At 74.7% G+C, this 17,364-nt stretch carries 17 protein-coding genes; 15 read left to right on the forward strand and 2 right to left on the reverse strand.

Annotated elements, in window-relative coordinates:
• From pntB to ACOACO_RS16320, 9 genes are all read left to right on the forward strand, one after another.
• Positions 1–1,398, forward strand: a complete 1,398-nt coding sequence (pntB, locus tag ACOACO_RS16280) for a Re/Si-specific NAD(P)(+) transhydrogenase subunit beta (protein ID WP_420297338.1) — start codon at positions 1–3, stop codon at positions 1,396–1,398.
• Positions 1,399–1,593: 195 nt separating this feature from the next.
• A complete protein-coding gene (locus tag ACOACO_RS16285; RefSeq protein ID WP_420297339.1) occupies positions 1,594–1,989 on the forward strand; it encodes a cupin domain-containing protein in 396 nt (131 codons plus the stop codon).
• A gap of 21 nt (positions 1,990–2,010) precedes the next feature.
• The gene (locus ACOACO_RS16290) at positions 2,011–2,550 is read left to right on the forward strand and encodes a dimethylamine monooxygenase subunit DmmA family protein (protein WP_420297340.1); all 540 of its coding nucleotides are present in this window, start codon (positions 2,011–2,013) and stop codon (positions 2,548–2,550) included.
• Positions 2,547–3,593: a PDR/VanB family oxidoreductase gene (locus ACOACO_RS16295; RefSeq protein WP_420297341.1), complete on the forward strand. Its 1,047-nt coding sequence runs from the start codon at positions 2,547–2,549 to the stop codon at positions 3,591–3,593. Before ACOACO_RS16290 ends, ACOACO_RS16295 begins: the two co-directional genes overlap by 4 nt.
• Entirely contained in the window at positions 3,593–4,672 is a 1,080-nt protein-coding gene (locus ACOACO_RS16300) for a heme-dependent oxidative N-demethylase family protein (protein ID WP_420297342.1), read from the forward strand. The genes ACOACO_RS16295 and ACOACO_RS16300 overlap by 1 nt, the downstream gene beginning before the upstream one ends.
• 148 nt (positions 4,673–4,820) lie before the next feature.
• Positions 4,821–5,375: a dimethylamine monooxygenase subunit DmmA family protein gene (locus ACOACO_RS16305; protein WP_420297343.1), complete on the forward strand. Its 555-nt coding sequence runs from the start codon at positions 4,821–4,823 to the stop codon at positions 5,373–5,375.
• Positions 5,372–6,430: a PDR/VanB family oxidoreductase gene (locus ACOACO_RS16310; RefSeq protein WP_420297344.1), complete on the forward strand. Its 1,059-nt coding sequence runs from the start codon at positions 5,372–5,374 to the stop codon at positions 6,428–6,430. Before ACOACO_RS16305 ends, ACOACO_RS16310 begins: the two co-directional genes overlap by 4 nt.
• Positions 6,427–7,449, forward strand: a complete 1,023-nt coding sequence (locus ACOACO_RS16315) for a heme-dependent oxidative N-demethylase family protein (protein WP_420297345.1) — start codon at positions 6,427–6,429, stop codon at positions 7,447–7,449. Before ACOACO_RS16310 ends, ACOACO_RS16315 begins: the two co-directional genes overlap by 4 nt.
• A gap of 37 nt (positions 7,450–7,486) precedes the next feature.
• Entirely contained in the window at positions 7,487–8,836 is a 1,350-nt protein-coding gene (locus ACOACO_RS16320) for an ammonium transporter (RefSeq protein WP_420297346.1), read from the forward strand.
• On the opposite strand, the gene ACOACO_RS16325 is transcribed toward ACOACO_RS16320, so the two are convergent.
• Positions 8,833–9,054, reverse strand: a complete 222-nt coding sequence (locus ACOACO_RS16325; protein WP_420297347.1) for a DUF3099 domain-containing protein — start codon at positions 9,052–9,054, stop codon at positions 8,833–8,835. The two genes, ACOACO_RS16320 and ACOACO_RS16325, sit on opposite strands and share 4 nt — an antisense overlap.
• Before the next feature lie 59 nt (positions 9,055–9,113).
• Complete coding sequence (locus tag ACOACO_RS16330) at positions 9,114–9,266, reverse strand: hypothetical protein (protein WP_420297348.1); 153 nt, start codon at positions 9,264–9,266, stop codon at positions 9,114–9,116.
• 120 nt (positions 9,267–9,386) lie between these two features.
• Here ACOACO_RS16330 and ACOACO_RS16335 point away from each other — a divergent pair, with 120 nt between their 5' ends.
• The 6 genes from ACOACO_RS16335 to ACOACO_RS16360 all read left to right on the forward strand — a co-directional run bounded on the left by ACOACO_RS16335 (position 9,387) and on the right by ACOACO_RS16360 (position 17,328).
• Positions 9,387–9,635: a hypothetical protein gene (locus tag ACOACO_RS16335; protein ID WP_420297349.1), complete on the forward strand. Its 249-nt coding sequence runs from the start codon at positions 9,387–9,389 to the stop codon at positions 9,633–9,635.
• Positions 9,636–9,814: 179 nt separating this feature from the next.
• Complete coding sequence (locus ACOACO_RS16340) at positions 9,815–12,745, forward strand: lamin tail domain-containing protein (protein ID WP_420297350.1); 2,931 nt, start codon at positions 9,815–9,817, stop codon at positions 12,743–12,745.
• A gap of 187 nt (positions 12,746–12,932) precedes the next feature.
• Positions 12,933–14,273, forward strand: coding sequence for a type III glutamate--ammonia ligase (gene glnT, locus ACOACO_RS16345; protein WP_420297351.1), 1,341 nt, complete (start codon positions 12,933–12,935; stop codon positions 14,271–14,273).
• Positions 14,274–14,326: 53 nt separating this feature from the next.
• On the forward strand, positions 14,327–15,253 hold the full coding sequence (locus tag ACOACO_RS16350; RefSeq protein WP_420297352.1) for a hypothetical protein: 927 nt from the start codon (positions 14,327–14,329) through the stop codon (positions 15,251–15,253).
• A complete protein-coding gene (locus ACOACO_RS16355; protein WP_420297353.1) occupies positions 15,241–15,963 on the forward strand; it encodes a hypothetical protein in 723 nt (240 codons plus the stop codon). The genes ACOACO_RS16350 and ACOACO_RS16355 overlap by 13 nt, the downstream gene beginning before the upstream one ends.
• A gap of 21 nt (positions 15,964–15,984) precedes the next feature.
• Positions 15,985–17,328 (forward strand): FMN-binding glutamate synthase family protein, encoded by a 1,344-nt coding sequence (locus ACOACO_RS16360; RefSeq protein ID WP_420297354.1) that lies wholly within the window; start codon positions 15,985–15,987, stop codon positions 17,326–17,328.
• Positions 17,329–17,364: the final 36 nt, after the last annotated feature.

Consider the following 17,364-nt stretch of genomic DNA (forward strand, 5'->3'; position numbering starts at 1 on the left):
ATGGACGCCCTCAGCATCTCCACCGCGGCGTACATCGTCGCCGCCCTGCTCTTCATCCTCAGCCTCGCGGGCCTCAGCAAGCACGAGACGTCGCGCCAGGGCGTGGTCTACGGCATCGCCGGCATGGCGATCGCGCTCGTCGCGACGTTCGTGGTCGTGGCCGACGTCGCGGTCGACGACGACGACGCCCTCGGCGTCGTGCTCCTCGTCGTCGCCATGGTCATCGGTGCCGTCATCGGCCTGTGGCGCGCCCGCGTCGTCGAGATGACCGGCATGCCCGAGCTCATTGCGCTGCTGCACTCGTTCGTCGGCCTCGCCGCCGTGCTGGTCGGCTGGAACGGCCACCTCGAGGCGCCGCACTACTCCGGCGCGCTCGCCGACATCCACCACGCCGAGGTCTTCATCGGCGTGTTCATCGGCGCGGTCACCTTCACCGGCTCGATCGTCGCCAACCTCAAGCTGAGCGCCCGCATGAAGTCGGCGCCGCTCGTGCTGCCCGGCAAGAACCTCCTCAACGTGGGCGCGCTCGTCGCGTTCGTCGTGCTGACGGTCTGGTACGTCGTCGACAGCGAGCTGTGGCTGCTCGTCGTCGTCACGGTGCTGGCGCTCGCGCTCGGCTGGCACCTGGTGGCCTCGATCGGCGGCGGCGACATGCCCGTCGTCGTCTCGATGCTCAACAGCTACTCCGGCTGGGCCGCGGCCGCCGCGGGCTTCCTGCTGAGCAACGACCTGCTCATCGTCACCGGCGCGCTGGTCGGCTCCTCGGGCGCCTACCTCAGCTTCATCATGTGCAAGGCGATGAACCGCTCGTTCCTCTCCGTCATCGCCGGCGGCTTCGGCATCGAGGCGGGCCCGACGGGCGACACCGACTACGGCGAGCACCGCGAGATCGACGCCGAGGGCACCGCGGAGCTGCTCCGCAACGCCTCCTCGGTCGTCATCACGCCGGGCTACGGCATGGCCGTGGCGCAGGCGCAGTACCCCGTCGCCGACCTCACGAAGAAGCTGCGCGAGCGCGGCGTCGACGTGCGCTTCGGCATCCACCCCGTCGCCGGCCGGCTCCCCGGCCACATGAACGTGCTGCTGGCCGAGGCGAAGGTGCCCTACGACATCGTGCTCGAGATGGACGAGATCAACGACGACCTCGCCTCCACCTCCGTGGTGCTCGTCATTGGCGCCAACGACACGGTCAACCCGGCGGCCACCGACGACCCGTCGAGCCCCATCGCGGGCATGCCCGTGCTGACGGTGTGGGAGGCCGAGAACGTCGTGGTCTTCAAGCGCTCCATGGCCGTGGGGTACGCCGGCGTGCAGAACCCGCTGTTCTTCCGCGAGAACACGCAGATGCTGTTCGGCGACGCCAAGGACCGGGTGGAGGACATCCTCCGCGCGCTCTGAGGTCGACCCGGCGGCCCGACCGGCCGCTGCTCGCGACGCCCCCTCCGCCGCCGGCGGAGGGGGCGTCGTCGTACCCGGCCCCGGCGTGGCGGCCCGGGGCGGAAACGGGACCGTTACGCGCCGCCACGCGGGCGGAAACACCAGGTCTGTTTCATCAGGGCAGACAAAGTTTCCTCTCGTGAACGGAGCGGGTCCATGACCACCACCCCCGAGGCGCCGTCGGTCGGCGCCGCGCACGCCCCCTTCCGCGTCACCACCGAGGCCTGGAAGGGGCTCCCCCGCATGGAGGACCACCCGGCCTCCGAGGGCTACATCGGCGACGTCTACGAGAACCCCGACGGCAGCGCGATGTGCAGCGGGTTCTTCGAGCTGCGGGCCTCCGACGCCCCGCTCGTCTACCACTACCAGTACGACGAGATGAAGGTCGTGCTCGAGGGCGAGTTCCTGCTCGAGGACGTCGACACGGGCCAGCAGCAGGTCGCCCGGGCCAAGGACGCCATCTTCTTCCCGAAGGGCTCCAGGATCGCGTTCTCGACGCCGTCCTACGCGCTCGCCTTCTACACCGGCCACCGCGACGGCGACCTGCTCTGAGCCGGGGACCGGGAGCGCGAGATGGGTGAGCAGGTGCTCGGTCTGCCCGTGTGGCCGGCCGAGCCGGAGCCGGTCGACGCGGGCGGCACGTCGTACCTCGTCGTCGCCCTCGGCACCGCGGCCCGCACGGCCGAGGTCGCCGCCGGGTGGGTGCGGGCGGCCGAGGGCCGTGCCCCGACGCGCCTCGTCGTGGCGGACGACCTCGGGTCCGGCCGGGAGGACCTCCTCGCGGCCCTCGGCACCGCCCGGACCGGGGTGCGGATCATGGTGGTGGGCGGGGTCTGCGGCGTGCTCGGCACGCTCGCGCTGGCCCGCTCGTGCGGCGCGGGCGAGGCCGAGCTGCGCAGCTTCGCCGTCGACGGCGCGGCGGCGGCGGCCGGCGAGGTGGTCGACCTGCCGGTCTACTGCGCCCACTGCCGCGCCCCGCACCGGGTGCGTGCGACGTACGGCGGCGCCGCGACCTGCCCGGGATGCGCCCGCCACCTCGAGATCCACCCCCACCTGTCGGCGTCCCAGGGCAGCTTCCTGGCCTCCGACGCCCGCGCCCGGGAGCTGGTGTGAGCGCGCCCGCCGTCGCCCCGTCGGCCGGGTCGCGGCCCGTGGAGCGGTACCCGGCGCACCTGCACCCGGCGTACGCGACCGGGGTGCGGCGGCTGCGCGTCGTCGAGCTGGTGCCGCTCACCGCCGCCGTGCGCCACGTGGTGCTCGAGGCACCCGACGGGGGCGTGCTCGCGTCGCACGAGCCCGGCGCCCACGTCGTCCTCACCACGGCCCCCGCCGGCGCGGCGCCCAAGCGGAACGCCTACTCGCTCACCGGCGACGGGGTGAACCCGCGTCGGTACGCCGTGTCGGTGCTGCGCCGCGGGGAGGGCGGCGGGTCGGACTGGGTGCACGACACGCTCGCGGTCGGCGACCTCGTCGAGGTCGAGGGTCCGCGCTCCGGCTTCGCGCCGCGCCACGACCAGCGGCACGCGCTGCTCGTCGCCGGCGGCATCGGGGTCACCCCGGTGCTCTCGCACGCCCGGGCCGTCGTCCGCTGGGGCGGCACGTGCGAGGTCGTCTACTCCCACCGCCCCGGCCACGCCGCCCACCTCGACGACCTCCGCGCCCTCGCGACCCGGCCCGGGGTGACGGTCCACGAGGTCACCACGGTCGAGGACACCGCACGTGTCCTCGCCGACCGCCTCGCCGACCAGCCCCTCGGCACCCACGCCTACGCCTGCGGGCCGGTGCCGATGCTCGAGGCGTACGTCGCCGCGGCCGCCGCCGCCGGGTGGCCGGAGGAGCGGGTGCACCTCGAGCGGTTCACGGCGCCCGCGCTCGACGCCGGCGTCCCGTTCACCGCGACGGTGGCGTCCACCGGGCGGCGGCTCGCGGTCGCGCCCGGGGTGAGCCTGCTGAGCGCCCTGCTCGACGCCGGTCACGACGTCCCCCACCTGTGCCGGCAGGGCGTGTGCGGCGAGTGCCTGGTGCCCGTGCGGTCCGGTGCGCTGGAGCACCGCGACCTCGTCCTGTCCGAGTCCGAGAAGGCAGCCGGCGACCGCATGCTCAGCTGCGTCTCCCGCGGCGCCCATGCCGGCGCCGAGATCGAGGTGGACCTCTGATGACCCTGACCACCGAGCCGGCCACCGAGCCGGTCGCGCGGCCGTTCCCGACCCGCGGCCACACCGCGCGCCTGCCCTGGCCCTTCCCCGACGACCTGACGGCGTTCCGCTACTCGGTGAACGTCGAGCCGGCCCGCGTCGTGCGGCGCACGGCGGCCGGGGAGTGGGGTGCGCACATCGTCGACCTGGGCGGCGAGGAGTACGGCGCGATCATGGCCGAGCGGCGACGCATCCTCGACGCGGACCCGACGCGGGTGCGGGTCATGCCCGGCATGGAGCCCGCGTGCTGGGACCTGCTCGTGTACTACCTGCGCGACCTCGCGGCGTCGTACCCCCACGTCATGGAGCTGGAGGAGAGCGTGGCGCCCGCGGGCGACCGGTTCCACTGGCGCAACCACGCGCTCGGCACGGACCAGGTGTTCGTGCTCGGCGACGCGGCGACGCTGCCGTGCGACCCGCTGACCTTCCTGGGCCGCGAGGTGCCCGACGACCTGCTGCTGGTGAAGGAGCGCGACGGCCGGCTGCACTTCGACGCCGGGCTCGTGACCTTCGCCGCGGCGTGGTCGGTGTCGTTCGACGTCGGCATGAGCATGGACGAGATCCACCAGCCCGTGCCGGGGCTGACACGGGCCGGCGTCACGGCGCGCGCCGAGCAGTTCCTGCGGCGCCTGCCCGCCGACCAGGTCTACCGCCGGGTCAACTGGACGCTCTCGGCGTCGGGGAGCCGCAAGCTCGACGTCAGCCTCGAGGAACTGCCGGAGTGGGGCACCGACATCCCGGCCCTGGTGCGCGACGAGGACTGGGGCCGGCTGCAGCTGCGCATCGAGGTGGAGCACTTCATCCGGCTCCCGATGACGGGGGCGGTGACCTTCAACATCCGCACCCACATGACGTCGCTGGAGGAGATCCGGCAGGTGCCCGCCTGGCGCGACCAGCTCGCGCAGGTGGTGCTCGAGCTGCCCGAGGACGTCGCGGCCTACAAGGGATTCCTCGACCACCGCGGCCCGGCGATGGCGTGGCTGACCCGCCCGACGGGGGTCGCAGGGGCGACCGGGCCCGACGGGAGGACCGCGTCGTGAACGACCTCACGTCCGCGGGCCGTGGTGTCGCGGCTGCGGAACCCGGGCTTCACGCCCCCGAAACGAAGGGACGGTCCACTGGGTGCCCTCGGGGACCACGACCGTCCGACGTCCGACGCCGGACCCGACGCAGCGGGGGAGGGACGCCATGGTGAGCCTCGACCAGACCAGCCTGCCCGCCTGGGCCCACGAGCCCCGGGTGGAGCCCGCCGACCCGGCCGGGCGCGTGCACACGCTCCTCGCGGTCGGCGCGCTCGACGACGGGCCGGAGGGCGCCGCTGTCCGTGCGGTCGCGACCGGGTGGCAGCAGGCCCTCGGGGGTGCCACCGTGCACCGGCACGACTGCGCCGACGCAGCCGGCGCCGCAGCGGCCCTCCACACCGACCTGGCGACGGCGCGGGTCGGGCACCGCGTGCTCGTCGCCGGCAGCGCCGACGCCTGTCTCGCCGTCCGTGCCGTCGCCGTGCGCGCCGGCCTCGCCGACGACGAGCTGCGCTTCGGCGTGGTCGCCGTCGACCGGCGCACCGTCTGGTGCGTGCACTGCTCGGCCACGACGACCGCGGCGGTCGAGGTCGACGCCGTCGTCACCTGCCCCGGGTGCGCACGCTCGCTGCTCGTCTACGCCCACGTGTCCCGCCGCACCGGCCGCCACCTCGGCTTCATGGTCGACGCGGAGGACCAGCCGTGGGAGGTGCCGGCGTGAGCACCACCACCGCGCTTCCCCCGCCCGTGTCGTCGCCCGTGTCGCTGTCGGCACCGATCCCGGTCGCCGCCCGGCTCTCCCTCGTCGTCGTCGACCTCGACGACTCGGTGCCGGGCGTGCGCAGCCTGACCCTCGCCCGGCCCGACGGCGCCTCCCTGCCGTCGTGGACGCCGGGCAGCCACGTCGTGGTCGAGGTCCCCGCGGGCGAGGGCCGCGTGCGGCGCCTCGCCAACGCCTACTCGCTCACCGGCGAGAGCGTGCACCCGACGACGTTCACGATCTCCGTGCTGCGCTGCGCCCCCGAGGACGGGGCAGCCGGCGGCTCGGCCTGGATCCACCGCCTCCGGCGCGGCGACACGGTCACCACGACCGCGCCCCGCAGCGCCTTCGCGCCGGTCCAGCTCGCCGCCCGGCACCTCCTCGTCGGCGCCGGGATCGGCATCACGCCGCTCGTCTCGCACCTGCGCTCCGCGGTGCGGTGGGGTCGCGACGTCGAGCTCCTGCACGTCGCCCGCCCGGGGCAGGACGCCCACCTCGACGAGGTGCGCGCGCTGGCCGGCGACCGCGTGACCGTGGTCGAGGGGCGTGCCGCGCTGGCCGCCCACCTGCCGGGGGTGCTCGCCGACCAGCCCCTGGGCACGCACCTCTACACCTGCGGGCCCGCGGCGTTCATGGACACCGTCGTCGCCACGGCCCGCGGCCTCGGGTGGCCGCCCAGCCGCATCCACCTCGAGCACTTCGGGCTCGACGCGCTCGACCCCGGGGACCCCTTCACCGTGACGGTCACCGGCGGTCCGACCCTCGAGGTCCCGTCGGGCACCAGCCTCCTCGAGGCGCTCGAGGGGGCGGGGTACGACGTGCCCCACCTCTGCCGCCAGGGCGTGTGCGGCGAGTGCCGGGTGCGCGTCGTACCGGGGGCGGGCACGGGCGTGGACCACCGGGACCTGTTCCTCGACGACGCGGCGCGCGCCGCCGGCGACTGCGCCATGGCCTGCGTCTCCCGCGCCCTGCCCGACGCGGCCACCGGCCGCGCCCACCTGGAGGTCTCCCCGTGACCGTCGCACCCCCGTCCGCGCCGACCGGGTCGGCGCCCGAGCTGGTCGCCGGCTTCCCGTTCCCGTTCCCGAACGAGGTCTACCGCTACTCGACGAACGTCGAGCCCGCCCGGGCCGCGGTGCCGACCCCGGCCGGGCAGTGGGGCGCGGCGGTCGTCGACGTCGACGCCGAGTACCACCGCGAGCTCGCCGAGCGGGCCGCGATCCTCGAGCGCGACCCGTCGCGGTACGCCGCCCTGCCCCACATGGACGTCGCCTGCTGGGACGCGATGCTCTGCCTCATGCGCGAGCTCGCGCTGGCCGACCCTGCGTCCTTCGCGCTCGAGGTCACCGCCGGTGGCGCGCGCCCGTCGTACCGCTGGCGCAACGACCTGCTCGGCATCGACCACGCCTTCACCCTCGGCGACGCCTCCTCGCTGCCCGCCCCGCCGCTGGCGTGGATCGCCAGCCAGGTGCAGGAGGACGTCGTGCTCCTCGACCAGCGCGACGGCACGCTGTTCGCCGACGCCGGTGTCGTCACCTTCGCCGCCGACTGGTCCTTCGGGTTCGACGTGGGGATGACGTTCCTCGAGATCCACGGGCCGGTCCCGCGGATCCACCCCGAGGGCGTCATCACCCGCGCCCACGAGTTCCTCAAGGGGCTGCAGCCCGGGGAGACCTACCGCCGCACGAACTGGACCCTCACGGTCGGTCGGCGGCTCGACGTCTCCACCGAGGTCTACCCCGAGTGGGGTCCGGACCGCGCGATGGTCCGGGCCGTCGACGACGCCGCCTTCGGGCGGCTCGTCCACCTGCGCACCGAGGTGCAGCACCTCGTGCGCCTGCCCGAGTCGGGCGCCGTCATGTTCCTCATCCGCAGCTACCTGCTGCCCTTCGCCGACCTGGCCCGGGTCGAGCCGTGGCGGGCCCGGGCCGCCCACGTCATCGCGGAGCTCCCCGAGGACATGGCGGAGTACAAGGGCATCGCCTCGTACCGCCGTCGCGCCGCAGCGTGGCTGCGCGACCACCCGCACCACTGAGACCACGGCTCGCGCCGTCCACCCGAGGAGTCACCCCATGCCCGCAGCAGACGTCGCGTGGATGCTCGCCGCGCTGGCGCTCGTCATCATCATGTTCCCCGGGATCGCCCTGTTCTACGGCGGCATGGTGGGGAGCAAGAACGCGCTCAACATGATCATGATGACGATGAGCACGCTCGCCACGGTGACCGTGCTCTACGTCCTCTTCGGCCACGGCCTCGTCGTCGGCGACTCCGTCGGCGGCTGGGGCCTCATCGGCAACCCCGACGGCTACCTCGGGTTCCTGGGCATCTACGAGGACCCGGGGGAGGCGCAGCTCGTCGACCCCTACTGGTTCGCGTTCTACATCCTCTTCGCCGCCATCACCGTCGCGATCGTCGCCTCGGGCGCGGTGGGCCGCATGAAGTTCGGCGGCTGGCTCGTCTTCTCCGCGGTCTGGGTGACGCTGGTCTACTTCCCGCTCGGCCACTGGGTCTTCGCGTTCGACGGCGAGGGCACGCAGGGCGGCTGGATGCGCAACGACCTCGGGCTGCACGACTACGCCGGCGGCACCGCGGTGCACATGTCGGCCGGCCTCGGCGCCCTCGCCCTCGCGATGGTGCTCGGCCCCCGCAAGAACATGGGCTCGCGCCCCCACAACCTGCCGCTCGTGCTGCTCGGCGCCGGCCTGCTGTGGATGGGCTGGTTCGGCTTCAACGGCGGTACGGCGGGCGGCGCGAACTTCCTCGCGCAGTACGCCGTCATGACCACCCTCATCGCCGGGGCCACCGGCATGATCGGCTTCTGCCTCGTCGAGAAGTTCCGCGACGGCGCCCCGACCACCCTCGGCATGGCGTCGGGCATCATCGCGGGCCTCGTCGGCATCACCCCGTCCGCCGACGCGGTCGACGCCCTCGGGGCCATCGTCGTCGGCGTCGCGTCGGGCGCCTTCGTCGCCTGGGCCTGCACGTGGAAGACGAAGCTGGGGGTCGACGAGAGCCTCGACGCCTTCGCCGTGCACGGCATGGGCGGCATCGTCGGCTCGCTGTGCGTCGTGCTCATCGGCTACTCCGGCTCGCCCGCCGGGATCGAGGGCGTGCTGCTCGGCGGCAGCTGGGACATCGCGTGGCGCGAGGTCGTGGCCATCGGCGCGACCTGCGGCTACGCCTTCGTGATGACGTGGATCATCGCGAAGCTGCTCGACAAGACGATGGGCCTGCGCGTCGACGAGGAGAAGGAGTTCGCCGGGCTCGACCTCGCCGAGCACTCCGAGTCGGCGTACGACATCGAGCGCTCGGGCGGCTCCCTCGGGGAGGCGCGGGCCGACCGGCTCTCCGGCGCGCCGAGCGCCGAGCGGATCGCTGAGCTCGCCGCGCGGTCCGAGGCCGAGGAGTCGCGCCCGGCCTAGCGGTCGGGGTCCGGCTCGTCGGGGGGTGGGCGGTGGGCGGCGATGGCGCCGTGGTTGGCGACGACGACGGCCGCGGGCGGCAGCACCGCCGCGACGACGCACAGGACGGCGGCGGCCGTCGTCGAGAAGTGCCGGACCACCAGCCCCGCGAGCAGGAAGAGCGTCAGGCAGGTGGTCATCATGACGACGTACGCCCGCCGCCGGACCTGCGGCGTCATCGCAGCCCCACGGCGGGGCTCACGGCGCGGGTCACGGCGGCGGCACGTTGGGACGGGGGTCAGGCCACCAGGGCGGGTGCCTCGGCCACCACCGGGGCGGCGGGCGCGCCCTGCGAGCCCTCGCCGTCGGTGTCGTCGCCGAGGCCGATGCCGATCGCGACCATCGCACCCCCGCCCACGAGTAGCAGGACGATGACTGCGATCACGATCAACCGGCGCTTCTCCATCACGACTCCTGTCGTCGGGGGACGTCTCCACGAAACTACGCGACCCGCCAACCGGCGCCGGAGGCGTCGGCCGCCCTCCGCCCCACGGCGTGGGAGGGTCGTCGGATGACCGGTACCCGCTCGGCCTGGCGCCTGCTCACCCTGGCGGCCCTCGTCGTCGGTGCGGCGCTCGTCCTGGTGGGCATCGGCGTCCTCGGCGCCGGGCTCGTGGGAGCGCTCGACCTGGCCGAGCCCACCGGTGTGCGCGCCGGGCCCGGGTCGGGCGCCACCGCGCCCGTGGGCGTCGTGGCCGGGGTCCTCGTCGTCGGCGGGGCCCTCATGGCGGCCGCCGCCCTGCGCGACCGGCGGCGCTGAGCCCCGCCGTACCCCCGCCGTGACCCCGCCGTGACCCTGCCGTCGTCGCGACCGGTCCAGACCGGTCGACGCCGAGGGTTCCCGCGGTCCGGGGCGGGCGTTCACCGCAGGTTCACGGACGACGCGGGTGGGTGCGCGACGTTGGCCGACGCCCCACCGCCGTCGTCGAGAGGTCGCCCATGCCCACCCCCCGGACGAGGTACGCCGCACTCGGCGCCCTGCCCCTCCTCGGCCTCGGCCTCCTGGCGCCCCTGGGCGCGCAGGCCGCCGAGACCGTCGCCCCCGCCGCCGTCAGCAGCGTCGTCATCAACGAGATCGCGCAGAACTCGGGCGACACCGACTGGGTCGAGCTGCACAACACCGGCAGCACCCCGGTCGACGTCACCGGTTGGCGCCTGCTCGACAACGACGACACCCGCGACTTCCCGCTCGCGACCGGTTCGGTCGTCCCCGCGGGCGGCTTCCTGTCCGTCGACGTCAGCGAGGACGTGCCCGGGCGCGAGGGCTTCGGGCTGGGGCGCGCCGACATGGTCCGCCTGCTGCTGCCCGCCGGCCAGGGCGACACCCCGGTGGACTCCTACTCCTGGACCGACCACACCGCGACCACCTACGGCCGCTGCGCCGACGGCACGGGCGCGTTCACGCAGACCGCGGCGCCGACCCGCGACGCCGCCAACGCGTGCGTCGCCGAGCCGGCCGACGTGGTGCGCATCAACGAGGTCGAGTCCTCCGACCCGGCCGGCGGCCCGGACTGGATCGAGCTCGTCAACACCGGCTCCGTCCCGGTCGACCTGTCGGGTCTCGTCGTGAAGGACGACAACGACGCGCGGACCGACACCATCCCGGCCGGCACCGTCCTGGCGCCCGGCGCGTTCCACGTCGTCGAGCCCACCTTCGGCCTGGGCGGTGCCGACGAGGCCCGCGTCCTCGACGGCGACCTGCTCGTCGACCGCCACGCCTGGACGGCCCACGCCACGACCACCTGGGGCCGCTACCCCGACGGCACCGGCGTCTTCGCCGAGACGGCCGCCGCCACGCGCGGCGCCGCGAACCTGCCGGTCGCCGCCGCGACCCCCGACGTCGTCGTGAACGAGGTCGAGTCCAGCGGCGGCACGCCGGGCGACTGGATCGAGCTGCTCAACCGCGGCGCGAGCGACGTCGACCTGTCCGGGTACGTCGTCGGCGACAGCGACGCGACCCACCGGGCCGTCCTGCCCGCGGGCTCCGTCGCCCCGGCGGGTGGCTTCCTCGTCGTCGAGGAGAGCACCCTCGGCTTCGGGCTCGGCAGCAGCGACCAGGCCCGCCTGTTCCTGCCCGACGGCTTCACGGTCGTCGACGAGCGCTCCTGGAGCGGTCACGCCCCGACCACCTACGGCCGCTGCGGCGACGCGTGGGTCGTCACGACCTCGCCGACCAAGGGCGCCGCGAACGACTGCGGCGCACCGGTGCGGATCAACGAGGTCGAGTCGAGCGGCGGCACCCCCGGTGACTGGGTCGAGATCGTCAACAACGGCGTGGAGCCGTTCGACCTCTCGGGCTGGGTCGTCTCGGACGACGACGACACCCACCGCTTCGTCGTGCCGGCCGGCACGGTCGTCCCGGCCGGTGGCCACTGGGTCGCCGACGTCGACGCCGGGGAGGCCGGCTTCGGGCTCGGCGGTGCCGACACCGCCCGCCTGTTCGACCCCGCCGGCGCGCTCGTGGACTCCTACGGCTGGACCGCGCACGCCCCCACCACCTGGGGACGCTGCCCCGACGGCACCGGCGACTTCGCCGCCACCGCCGCCCCCACCCGCGGCGCCGTGAACCAGTGCGCCGGCGACGTCGTCACCGAGCCGTGGCCGGGACCGGCCGAGGTGCGGACCGCGGACCCGGCCGGCACCTACGCCGAGAACATGAGCGGCCTCGTCTTCACGCCCGACGGCTCGGCGCTGTGGGCCGTGCAGAACAACCCGGGCAGCCTGCACCGCCTCGTCCGCTCGGGCGAGCAGTGGGTCGCCGACGCCGGGTGGACGGGCGGCCGCGCGCTGCACTACGCCGACGGCACGGGCAACGTGGACGCCGAGGGCGTGACCGTCGGCCCCGACGGCCTCTACGTGGCCAGCGAGCGGAACAACGACGGCGGCGGCAGCCGTCCCTCGATCCTGCGCTACGACGTGAGCGGCGACGGCGCGTTCAGCGCCACCGGCGAGTGGAACCTCGCCCCGGAGCTGCCGGGCATCGGCGCCAACGCCGGTCTCGAGGGCATCACCTGGGTGCCGTCCTCGGTGCTGGTCGAGCAGGGCCTGGTCGACCAGAGCACCGGCGCGGCCTACGACCCGGCGCGCTACCCCGACGCCGACGGCGTGTTCCTCGTCGGCGTCGAGGCCACCGGCGACGTGCTCGCCTACGCGCTCGGCGCGTCGGGCACCTTCACCCGGGTCGCGTCGTTCGCGAGCGGCTTCCCGGGCGTCATGGAGGTCCAGCACGACCCGGCCACCGGTGCCGTGTGGGTCTACTGCGACGAGGCGTGCGGCGGCCGCACCACGCTGTTCGAGGTGGACGCCAGCGGCGCCTTCGCCCCGACCGTCACCCACGCCCGCCCGGCGGGGATGCCGGACATCGCGAACGAGGGCCTCGCCCTGGCGCCCGTCTCGCGCTGCACCGACGGTCTGCGCGAGGTCGTGTGGGCCGACGACTCCAGCACCGACGGCCACGCGATCCGCACCGGTGCGATCACCTGCACCGGCGGGCCCGTCGACCCCGAGCCGGAGCCGGAGCCCGAGGTGCCGGCGCCCGGCAGCCTCGGCACCGGGTCGAGCATCACGCCCGCCCCGCAGTGGCGCTACGCCCGCACGGGTGCCGCCAAGCCGATCGCCGTGTACTACGAGGGCGAGGACCGCGCGCGGCTGACGGGCACCGTCTACACGACGCTGCGCCAGGCGGGCACCGGCCGACTGATCGCCACGGCCCACGCGTACGGCGGGGGGCGCACCACGGTCGCGACCCCGGTCGTCCCGCGGGTCAAGGCCAGCTACCAGGTCGTCGTGACGTTCGTGCCGGACGACCCGGCGTACCGGACCAGCGTCCGCTCCTTCTGGGTCTGGGCGACGCCGACCGGTCGCCCCTGACCCGGGGCCGGCGCCCCGGCCCCCCGGCGCCCCGGCGCCCCGCACGACGAGCCGCCACGGACCTCCCGGTCCGTGGCGGCTCGTCGCGTCGACGGACGTGACCGTCGCGCAACACGGCTGCAACACCCGCCCTGTCTACTGCTCGTGAACACCGATTCACTACAGTGGACGACCGGAGGGACGGGACATGACCGAGAGCACCGAGGCGGCAGACCTCGCGACACTGGCCGAGAAGGCCGGCACGACGTTCATCCTCGCGCTCTTCGTCGACCTCGACGGCAAGCCGTGCGCCAAGCTCGTGCCCGTCGAGGCGGTGCAGGCGCTGCAGACCGAGGGCGTGGGGTTCGCCGGCTACGCGGTGGGCTCGATGGGGCAGGAGCCGAAGGACCCCGACCTGGTCGCGATCCCGGACCCGGCCAGCTTCACGCCGGTCCCCTTCGTCAAGGAGGGCCTGGCGATCGTCCACTGCGACCCCCAGGTCGAGGGGCGCCCGTGGCCCTTCGCGCCCCGGGTGATCCTGCGGGCGGCGCTGGCCCGGCTGCGGGACTCGCAGGGCCTGGAGGCCTACGTCGGGGCCGAGGTCGAGTACTTCCTGCTGCGCCGCGAGGCCGACGGAACCCTGGTGACGGCCGATCCCGCCGACCGCGCGGCCCGCCCGTGCTACGACGCCCGCGGCGTCACCCGCATGTACGAGCACCTCGCCGCCGTCTCGCAGGCGATGAACGAGCTGGGCTGGGGCAACTACGCCAACGACCACGAGGACGGCAACGGCCAGTTCGAGCAGAACTTCGCCTACGCCGACGCGCTGACCACCGCCGACCGGGTCGTGACCCTGCGCTACCTCATCTCGATGATCGCGGAGGAGCGCGACATGGTCGCGACCTTCATGCCGAAGCCGTTCGCCGACCGCACGGGCTCGGGCCTGCACCTCCACCTCTCGCTGTGGCGCGACGGGGAGTCCGCCTTCCCGGACGCCGACGACGCCCGCGGGCTCGGCCTCAGCCCCGTGGCCTACGCGTTCGCGGGCGGCATCCTCGAGCACGCCTCGGCGCTGCAGGCCGTGCTCGGCCCCAGCGTGAACTCCTACAAGCGCACCGGCGCCGTCTCGACGACCTCCGGCGCCTCCTGGGCGCCGCGCTTCCCGACGTACGGCGGCAACGACCGCACCCACTTCCTCCGCGTGCCCGACCACCACCGCATCGAGCTGCGCGGCGGCGACGGCTCCGCGAACCCCTACCTGGCCGTCGCGGCGGCGCTCGGGGCCGGGCTGGACGGCATCGAGCGCGACCTCGACCCGGGGACCGTCGGCGGCGACAACGGCACGAGCCGGCCCGCGCTGCCCCGCACCCTGCTGCACGCGGTCGAGGCGCTCGAGGCCGACCCCGTCGTCGCGGGCGCGCTCGACGCCGCCTCCGACGGCGAGCACCGGGTGGCGGCCTACTTCGCCGAGGCCAAGCGCGAGGAGTTCTTCGCCTGGCACTCCCAGGTCACGACCTGGGAGGTCGACCGCTACCTGACGGCCTACTGAGGCCGCCCGCCCCCACCCCCGCCCCACCCCCACCTCCGGAGAGGACACCCCCCATGTGCGGCATCGTCGGGTTGCACCTGCGCGACCCAGCCCTCCACCCGCGCCTCGGCGAGCTGCTCACCGGCATGCTCTGCGAGATGCAGGACCGCGGCGCCGACTCGGCCGGCGTGGCCGTCCACGGCGACCCCCGCTGGTCGCCCGCGGGCCACGTCACCGTCTCGTTCGTGCCGCGCGCCGACAGCACCGACCTCACGAGCGGCACGACGGCGGCCGAGGCCGTGGCCGCCCTCACCGCCGCCCTCGGCTCGCCCGTCGAGGTGGTCGACGCCGGGCCCACGCTGGTGGCCCACGTGCCCGAGGCGGTCGGCACGGACGCCCTCGTCGCGGCGGTGCGCACGACGTACCCCGAGGGGCTCGTCGCCGGCTTCGGCGCCGACCTCGCCGTGCTCAAGGGCGTCGGCCACCCCCGCGACCTCGCGGCGGCCTACGGCCTGCCCGCGGCGCAGGGTTGGCAGGGCGTCGGCCACACCCGGATGGCCACCGAGTCGGCCGTCACGCCCGGCGGGTGCCACCCCTACGCGGTGGGCCCCGACCAGTGCCTGGTGCACAACGGCTCCTTCGCCAACCACGCCTCGGTACGCCGGGAGCTGCGGGCCGCGGGGGTGGAGTTCGACTCCGAGAACGACACGGAGGTCGGTGCGCGGTTCGTCGCCGACCGGCTGGCCGCCGGCTACGACGTGGCCACCGCGCTGAAGGAGCTGACGACGACGTTCGACGGCTTCTACACGCTGCTGGTCGCCGACCGCGACTCCTTCGCCGTCGTGCGCGACGCCATCGCGTGCAAGCCGGCGGTCGTCGCCGAGCACGACCGCTGGGTCGCGGTCGCCTCGGAGTACCGCGCCCTCGTCGGCCTGCCCGGCATCGCGCAGGCCCGCATCTTCGAGCCCGAGCCCGAGAGGATCTACGCATGGACGCGCTGACCGTCCCGACCCGCGAGGTCGACCTCGCCACGACCCCGCTGCGCACCCTCAACGCGCTGCTGCAGGGCCGCCCCGTCGACGGCGTGGCGCCGCTCGGCCCCGACGAGGGGGTGACCGTCGTCAACCCGCGCGGCGCCCACGCCGTGGCGGTCGGCCTCGACGCCCCGCGCCAGGTGCGGGTCGCCGGGCACGTCGGCTACTACGCGGCCGGCATGAACCAGCGCGCCGACGTCGTCATCGAGGGCAACGCCGGCGTCGGCGTCGCCGAGAACATGATGAGCGGCTCCGTCGTCGTGCGGGGCAACGCCTCGCAGTCGGCCGGCGCCACCGCCCACGGCGGCCTCCTCGTCGTCGAGGGCGACGCCGCGGCCCGCTGCGGCATCTCGATGAAGGGCGTCGACATCGTCGTGGGCGGCTCGATCGGCCACATGAGCGCCTTCATGGCCCAGGCGGGTCGCCTGGTGGTCCGCGGCGACGCGGGCGAGGCGCTCGGCGACTCGATCTACGAGGCCCGCATCTACGTGCGCGGCGAGGTTGCCTCGCTCGGCGCCGACTGCGTCGCCAAGGAGATGCGCGACGAGCACCTCGAGGAGCTCGCCGCGCTGCTGAAGGCGGCGGGGTTCGAGGACGACGACCCCGCGGCGTACACGCGCTACGGCTCGGCCCGCACGCTCTACCACTTCCACGTCGACAACGCGTCGGCCTACTGACGGCCCCGGAGGACCCCAGCGATGAACGACGACAGCCTCGCCCTGGCGCGCCGCGGCCTGCGCCGCTCGGCGACCTTCGACCCCGCCACGATCCACGACATCCAGCGGGCGGCGGCGACCGGCATCTACGACATCCGCGGCGGCGGCGCGAAGCGAGCGCTGCCCCACTTCGACGACCTGCTGTTCCTCGGGGCGTCGATGAGCCGCTACCCCCTCGAGGGCTACCGCGAGCGGTGCGGGACGGACGTGGTGCTGGGTGGCCGCAACGCGGCGTACCCGCTCCACCTCGCCATCCCCGTCACCATCGCGGGCATGAGCTTCGGCGCCCTGTCGGGACGCGCGAAGGAGGCGCTGGGCCGCGGCGCGAGCGAGGCCGGCACGTCGACGACCTCCGGCGACGGCGGGATGACGCCGGAGGAGCGGGGGCAGTCGAAGCACCTCGTCTACCAGTACCTGCCGAGCCGCTACGGCATGAACCCCGACGACCTGCGCAAGGCCGACGCCATCGAGGTCGTGCTCGGCCAGGGCGCCAAGCCGGGCGGCGGCGGCATGCTCCTGGGCCAGAAGATCTCCGAGCGCGTCGCGGGCATGCGCACGCTGCCGCAGGGGATCGACCAGCGCAGCGCGTGCCGCCACCCCGACTGGACGGGGCCGGACGACCTGACCATCAAGATCGCCGAGCTGCGGGAGATCACCGGCTGGGAGAAGCCGATCTACGTCAAGGTCGGCGCCTCGCGGCCCTACTACGACGTCAAGCTGGCCGTGCACGCCGGCGCCGACGTGGTGGTGGTCGACGGCATGCAGGGCGGCACCGCGGCCACGCAGGACGTGTTCATCGAGAACGTGGGCATCCCCACGCTCGCCGCGATCCCGCAGGCCGTCCGGGCCCTGCAGGAGCTGGGCGTCCACCGCCGCCCCGACGGGGTGCAGCTGGTGGTCTCGGGCGGCATCCGCAGCGGCGCCGACGTGGCGAAGGCGCTCGCGCTGGGCGCGGACGCCGTGGCGATCGGTACGGCGGCGCTGGTCGCCCTCGGCGACAACGACCCGCGCTGGGACGCCGACTACCGGGCCATCGGCTCGGCGGCGGGCTACTACGACGACTACCAGGACGGGCGCGACCCGGCCGGCATCTCGACCCAGGACGAGGAGCTGGCGGCGCGCTTCGACCCCGTCGAGGGCGGCCGGCGCCTGGCGAACTACCTGCGGGTGCTGACGATGGAGGCGCAGACCATCGCCCGGGCGTGCGGCAAGGCCCACGTGACGCACCTCGAGCCGGAGGACCTCGTGGCCCTCACGCTCGAGGCCGCAGCGATGGCGCGGGTGCCGCTCGCCGGCACCGACTGGGTGCCGGGCCAGGGCCGCTGACCGGCCCCGGGGAGGCGGCGCCCACCGGGGCCGTCC

This window comes from Nocardioides sp. CPCC 205120, assembly GCF_048654585.1.
Classification (GTDB): domain Bacteria; phylum Actinomycetota; class Actinomycetes; order Propionibacteriales; family Nocardioidaceae; genus Nocardioides.

Coding starts and splice junctions, on each gene's coding strand:
- ACOACO_RS16290 (WP_420297340.1), top strand. CDS start 2,011: ATGGGTGAGCAGGTGCTCGGTCTGCCCGTGTGGCCGGCCGAGCCGGAG.
- ACOACO_RS16340 (WP_420297350.1), top strand. CDS start 9,815: ATGCCCACCCCCCGGACGAGGTACGCCGCACTCGGCGCCCTGCCCCTC.
- ACOACO_RS16300 (WP_420297342.1), top strand. CDS start 3,593: ATGACCCTGACCACCGAGCCGGCCACCGAGCCGGTCGCGCGGCCGTTC.
- ACOACO_RS16355 (WP_420297353.1), top strand. CDS start 15,241: ATGGACGCGCTGACCGTCCCGACCCGCGAGGTCGACCTCGCCACGACC.
- ACOACO_RS16360 (WP_420297354.1), top strand. CDS start 15,985: ATGAACGACGACAGCCTCGCCCTGGCGCGCCGCGGCCTGCGCCGCTCG.
- ACOACO_RS16305 (WP_420297343.1), top strand. CDS start 4,821: ATGGTGAGCCTCGACCAGACCAGCCTGCCCGCCTGGGCCCACGAGCCC.
- glnT (WP_420297351.1), top strand. CDS start 12,933: ATGACCGAGAGCACCGAGGCGGCAGACCTCGCGACACTGGCCGAGAAG.
- pntB (WP_420297338.1), top strand. CDS start 1: ATGGACGCCCTCAGCATCTCCACCGCGGCGTACATCGTCGCCGCCCTG.
- ACOACO_RS16325 (WP_420297347.1), bottom strand. CDS start 9,054: ATGACGCCGCAGGTCCGGCGGCGGGCGTACGTCGTCATGATGACCACC.
- ACOACO_RS16285 (WP_420297339.1), top strand. CDS start 1,594: ATGACCACCACCCCCGAGGCGCCGTCGGTCGGCGCCGCGCACGCCCCC.
- ACOACO_RS16320 (WP_420297346.1), top strand. CDS start 7,487: ATGCCCGCAGCAGACGTCGCGTGGATGCTCGCCGCGCTGGCGCTCGTC.
- ACOACO_RS16350 (WP_420297352.1), top strand. CDS start 14,327: ATGTGCGGCATCGTCGGGTTGCACCTGCGCGACCCAGCCCTCCACCCG.
- ACOACO_RS16335 (WP_420297349.1), top strand. CDS start 9,387: ATGACCGGTACCCGCTCGGCCTGGCGCCTGCTCACCCTGGCGGCCCTC.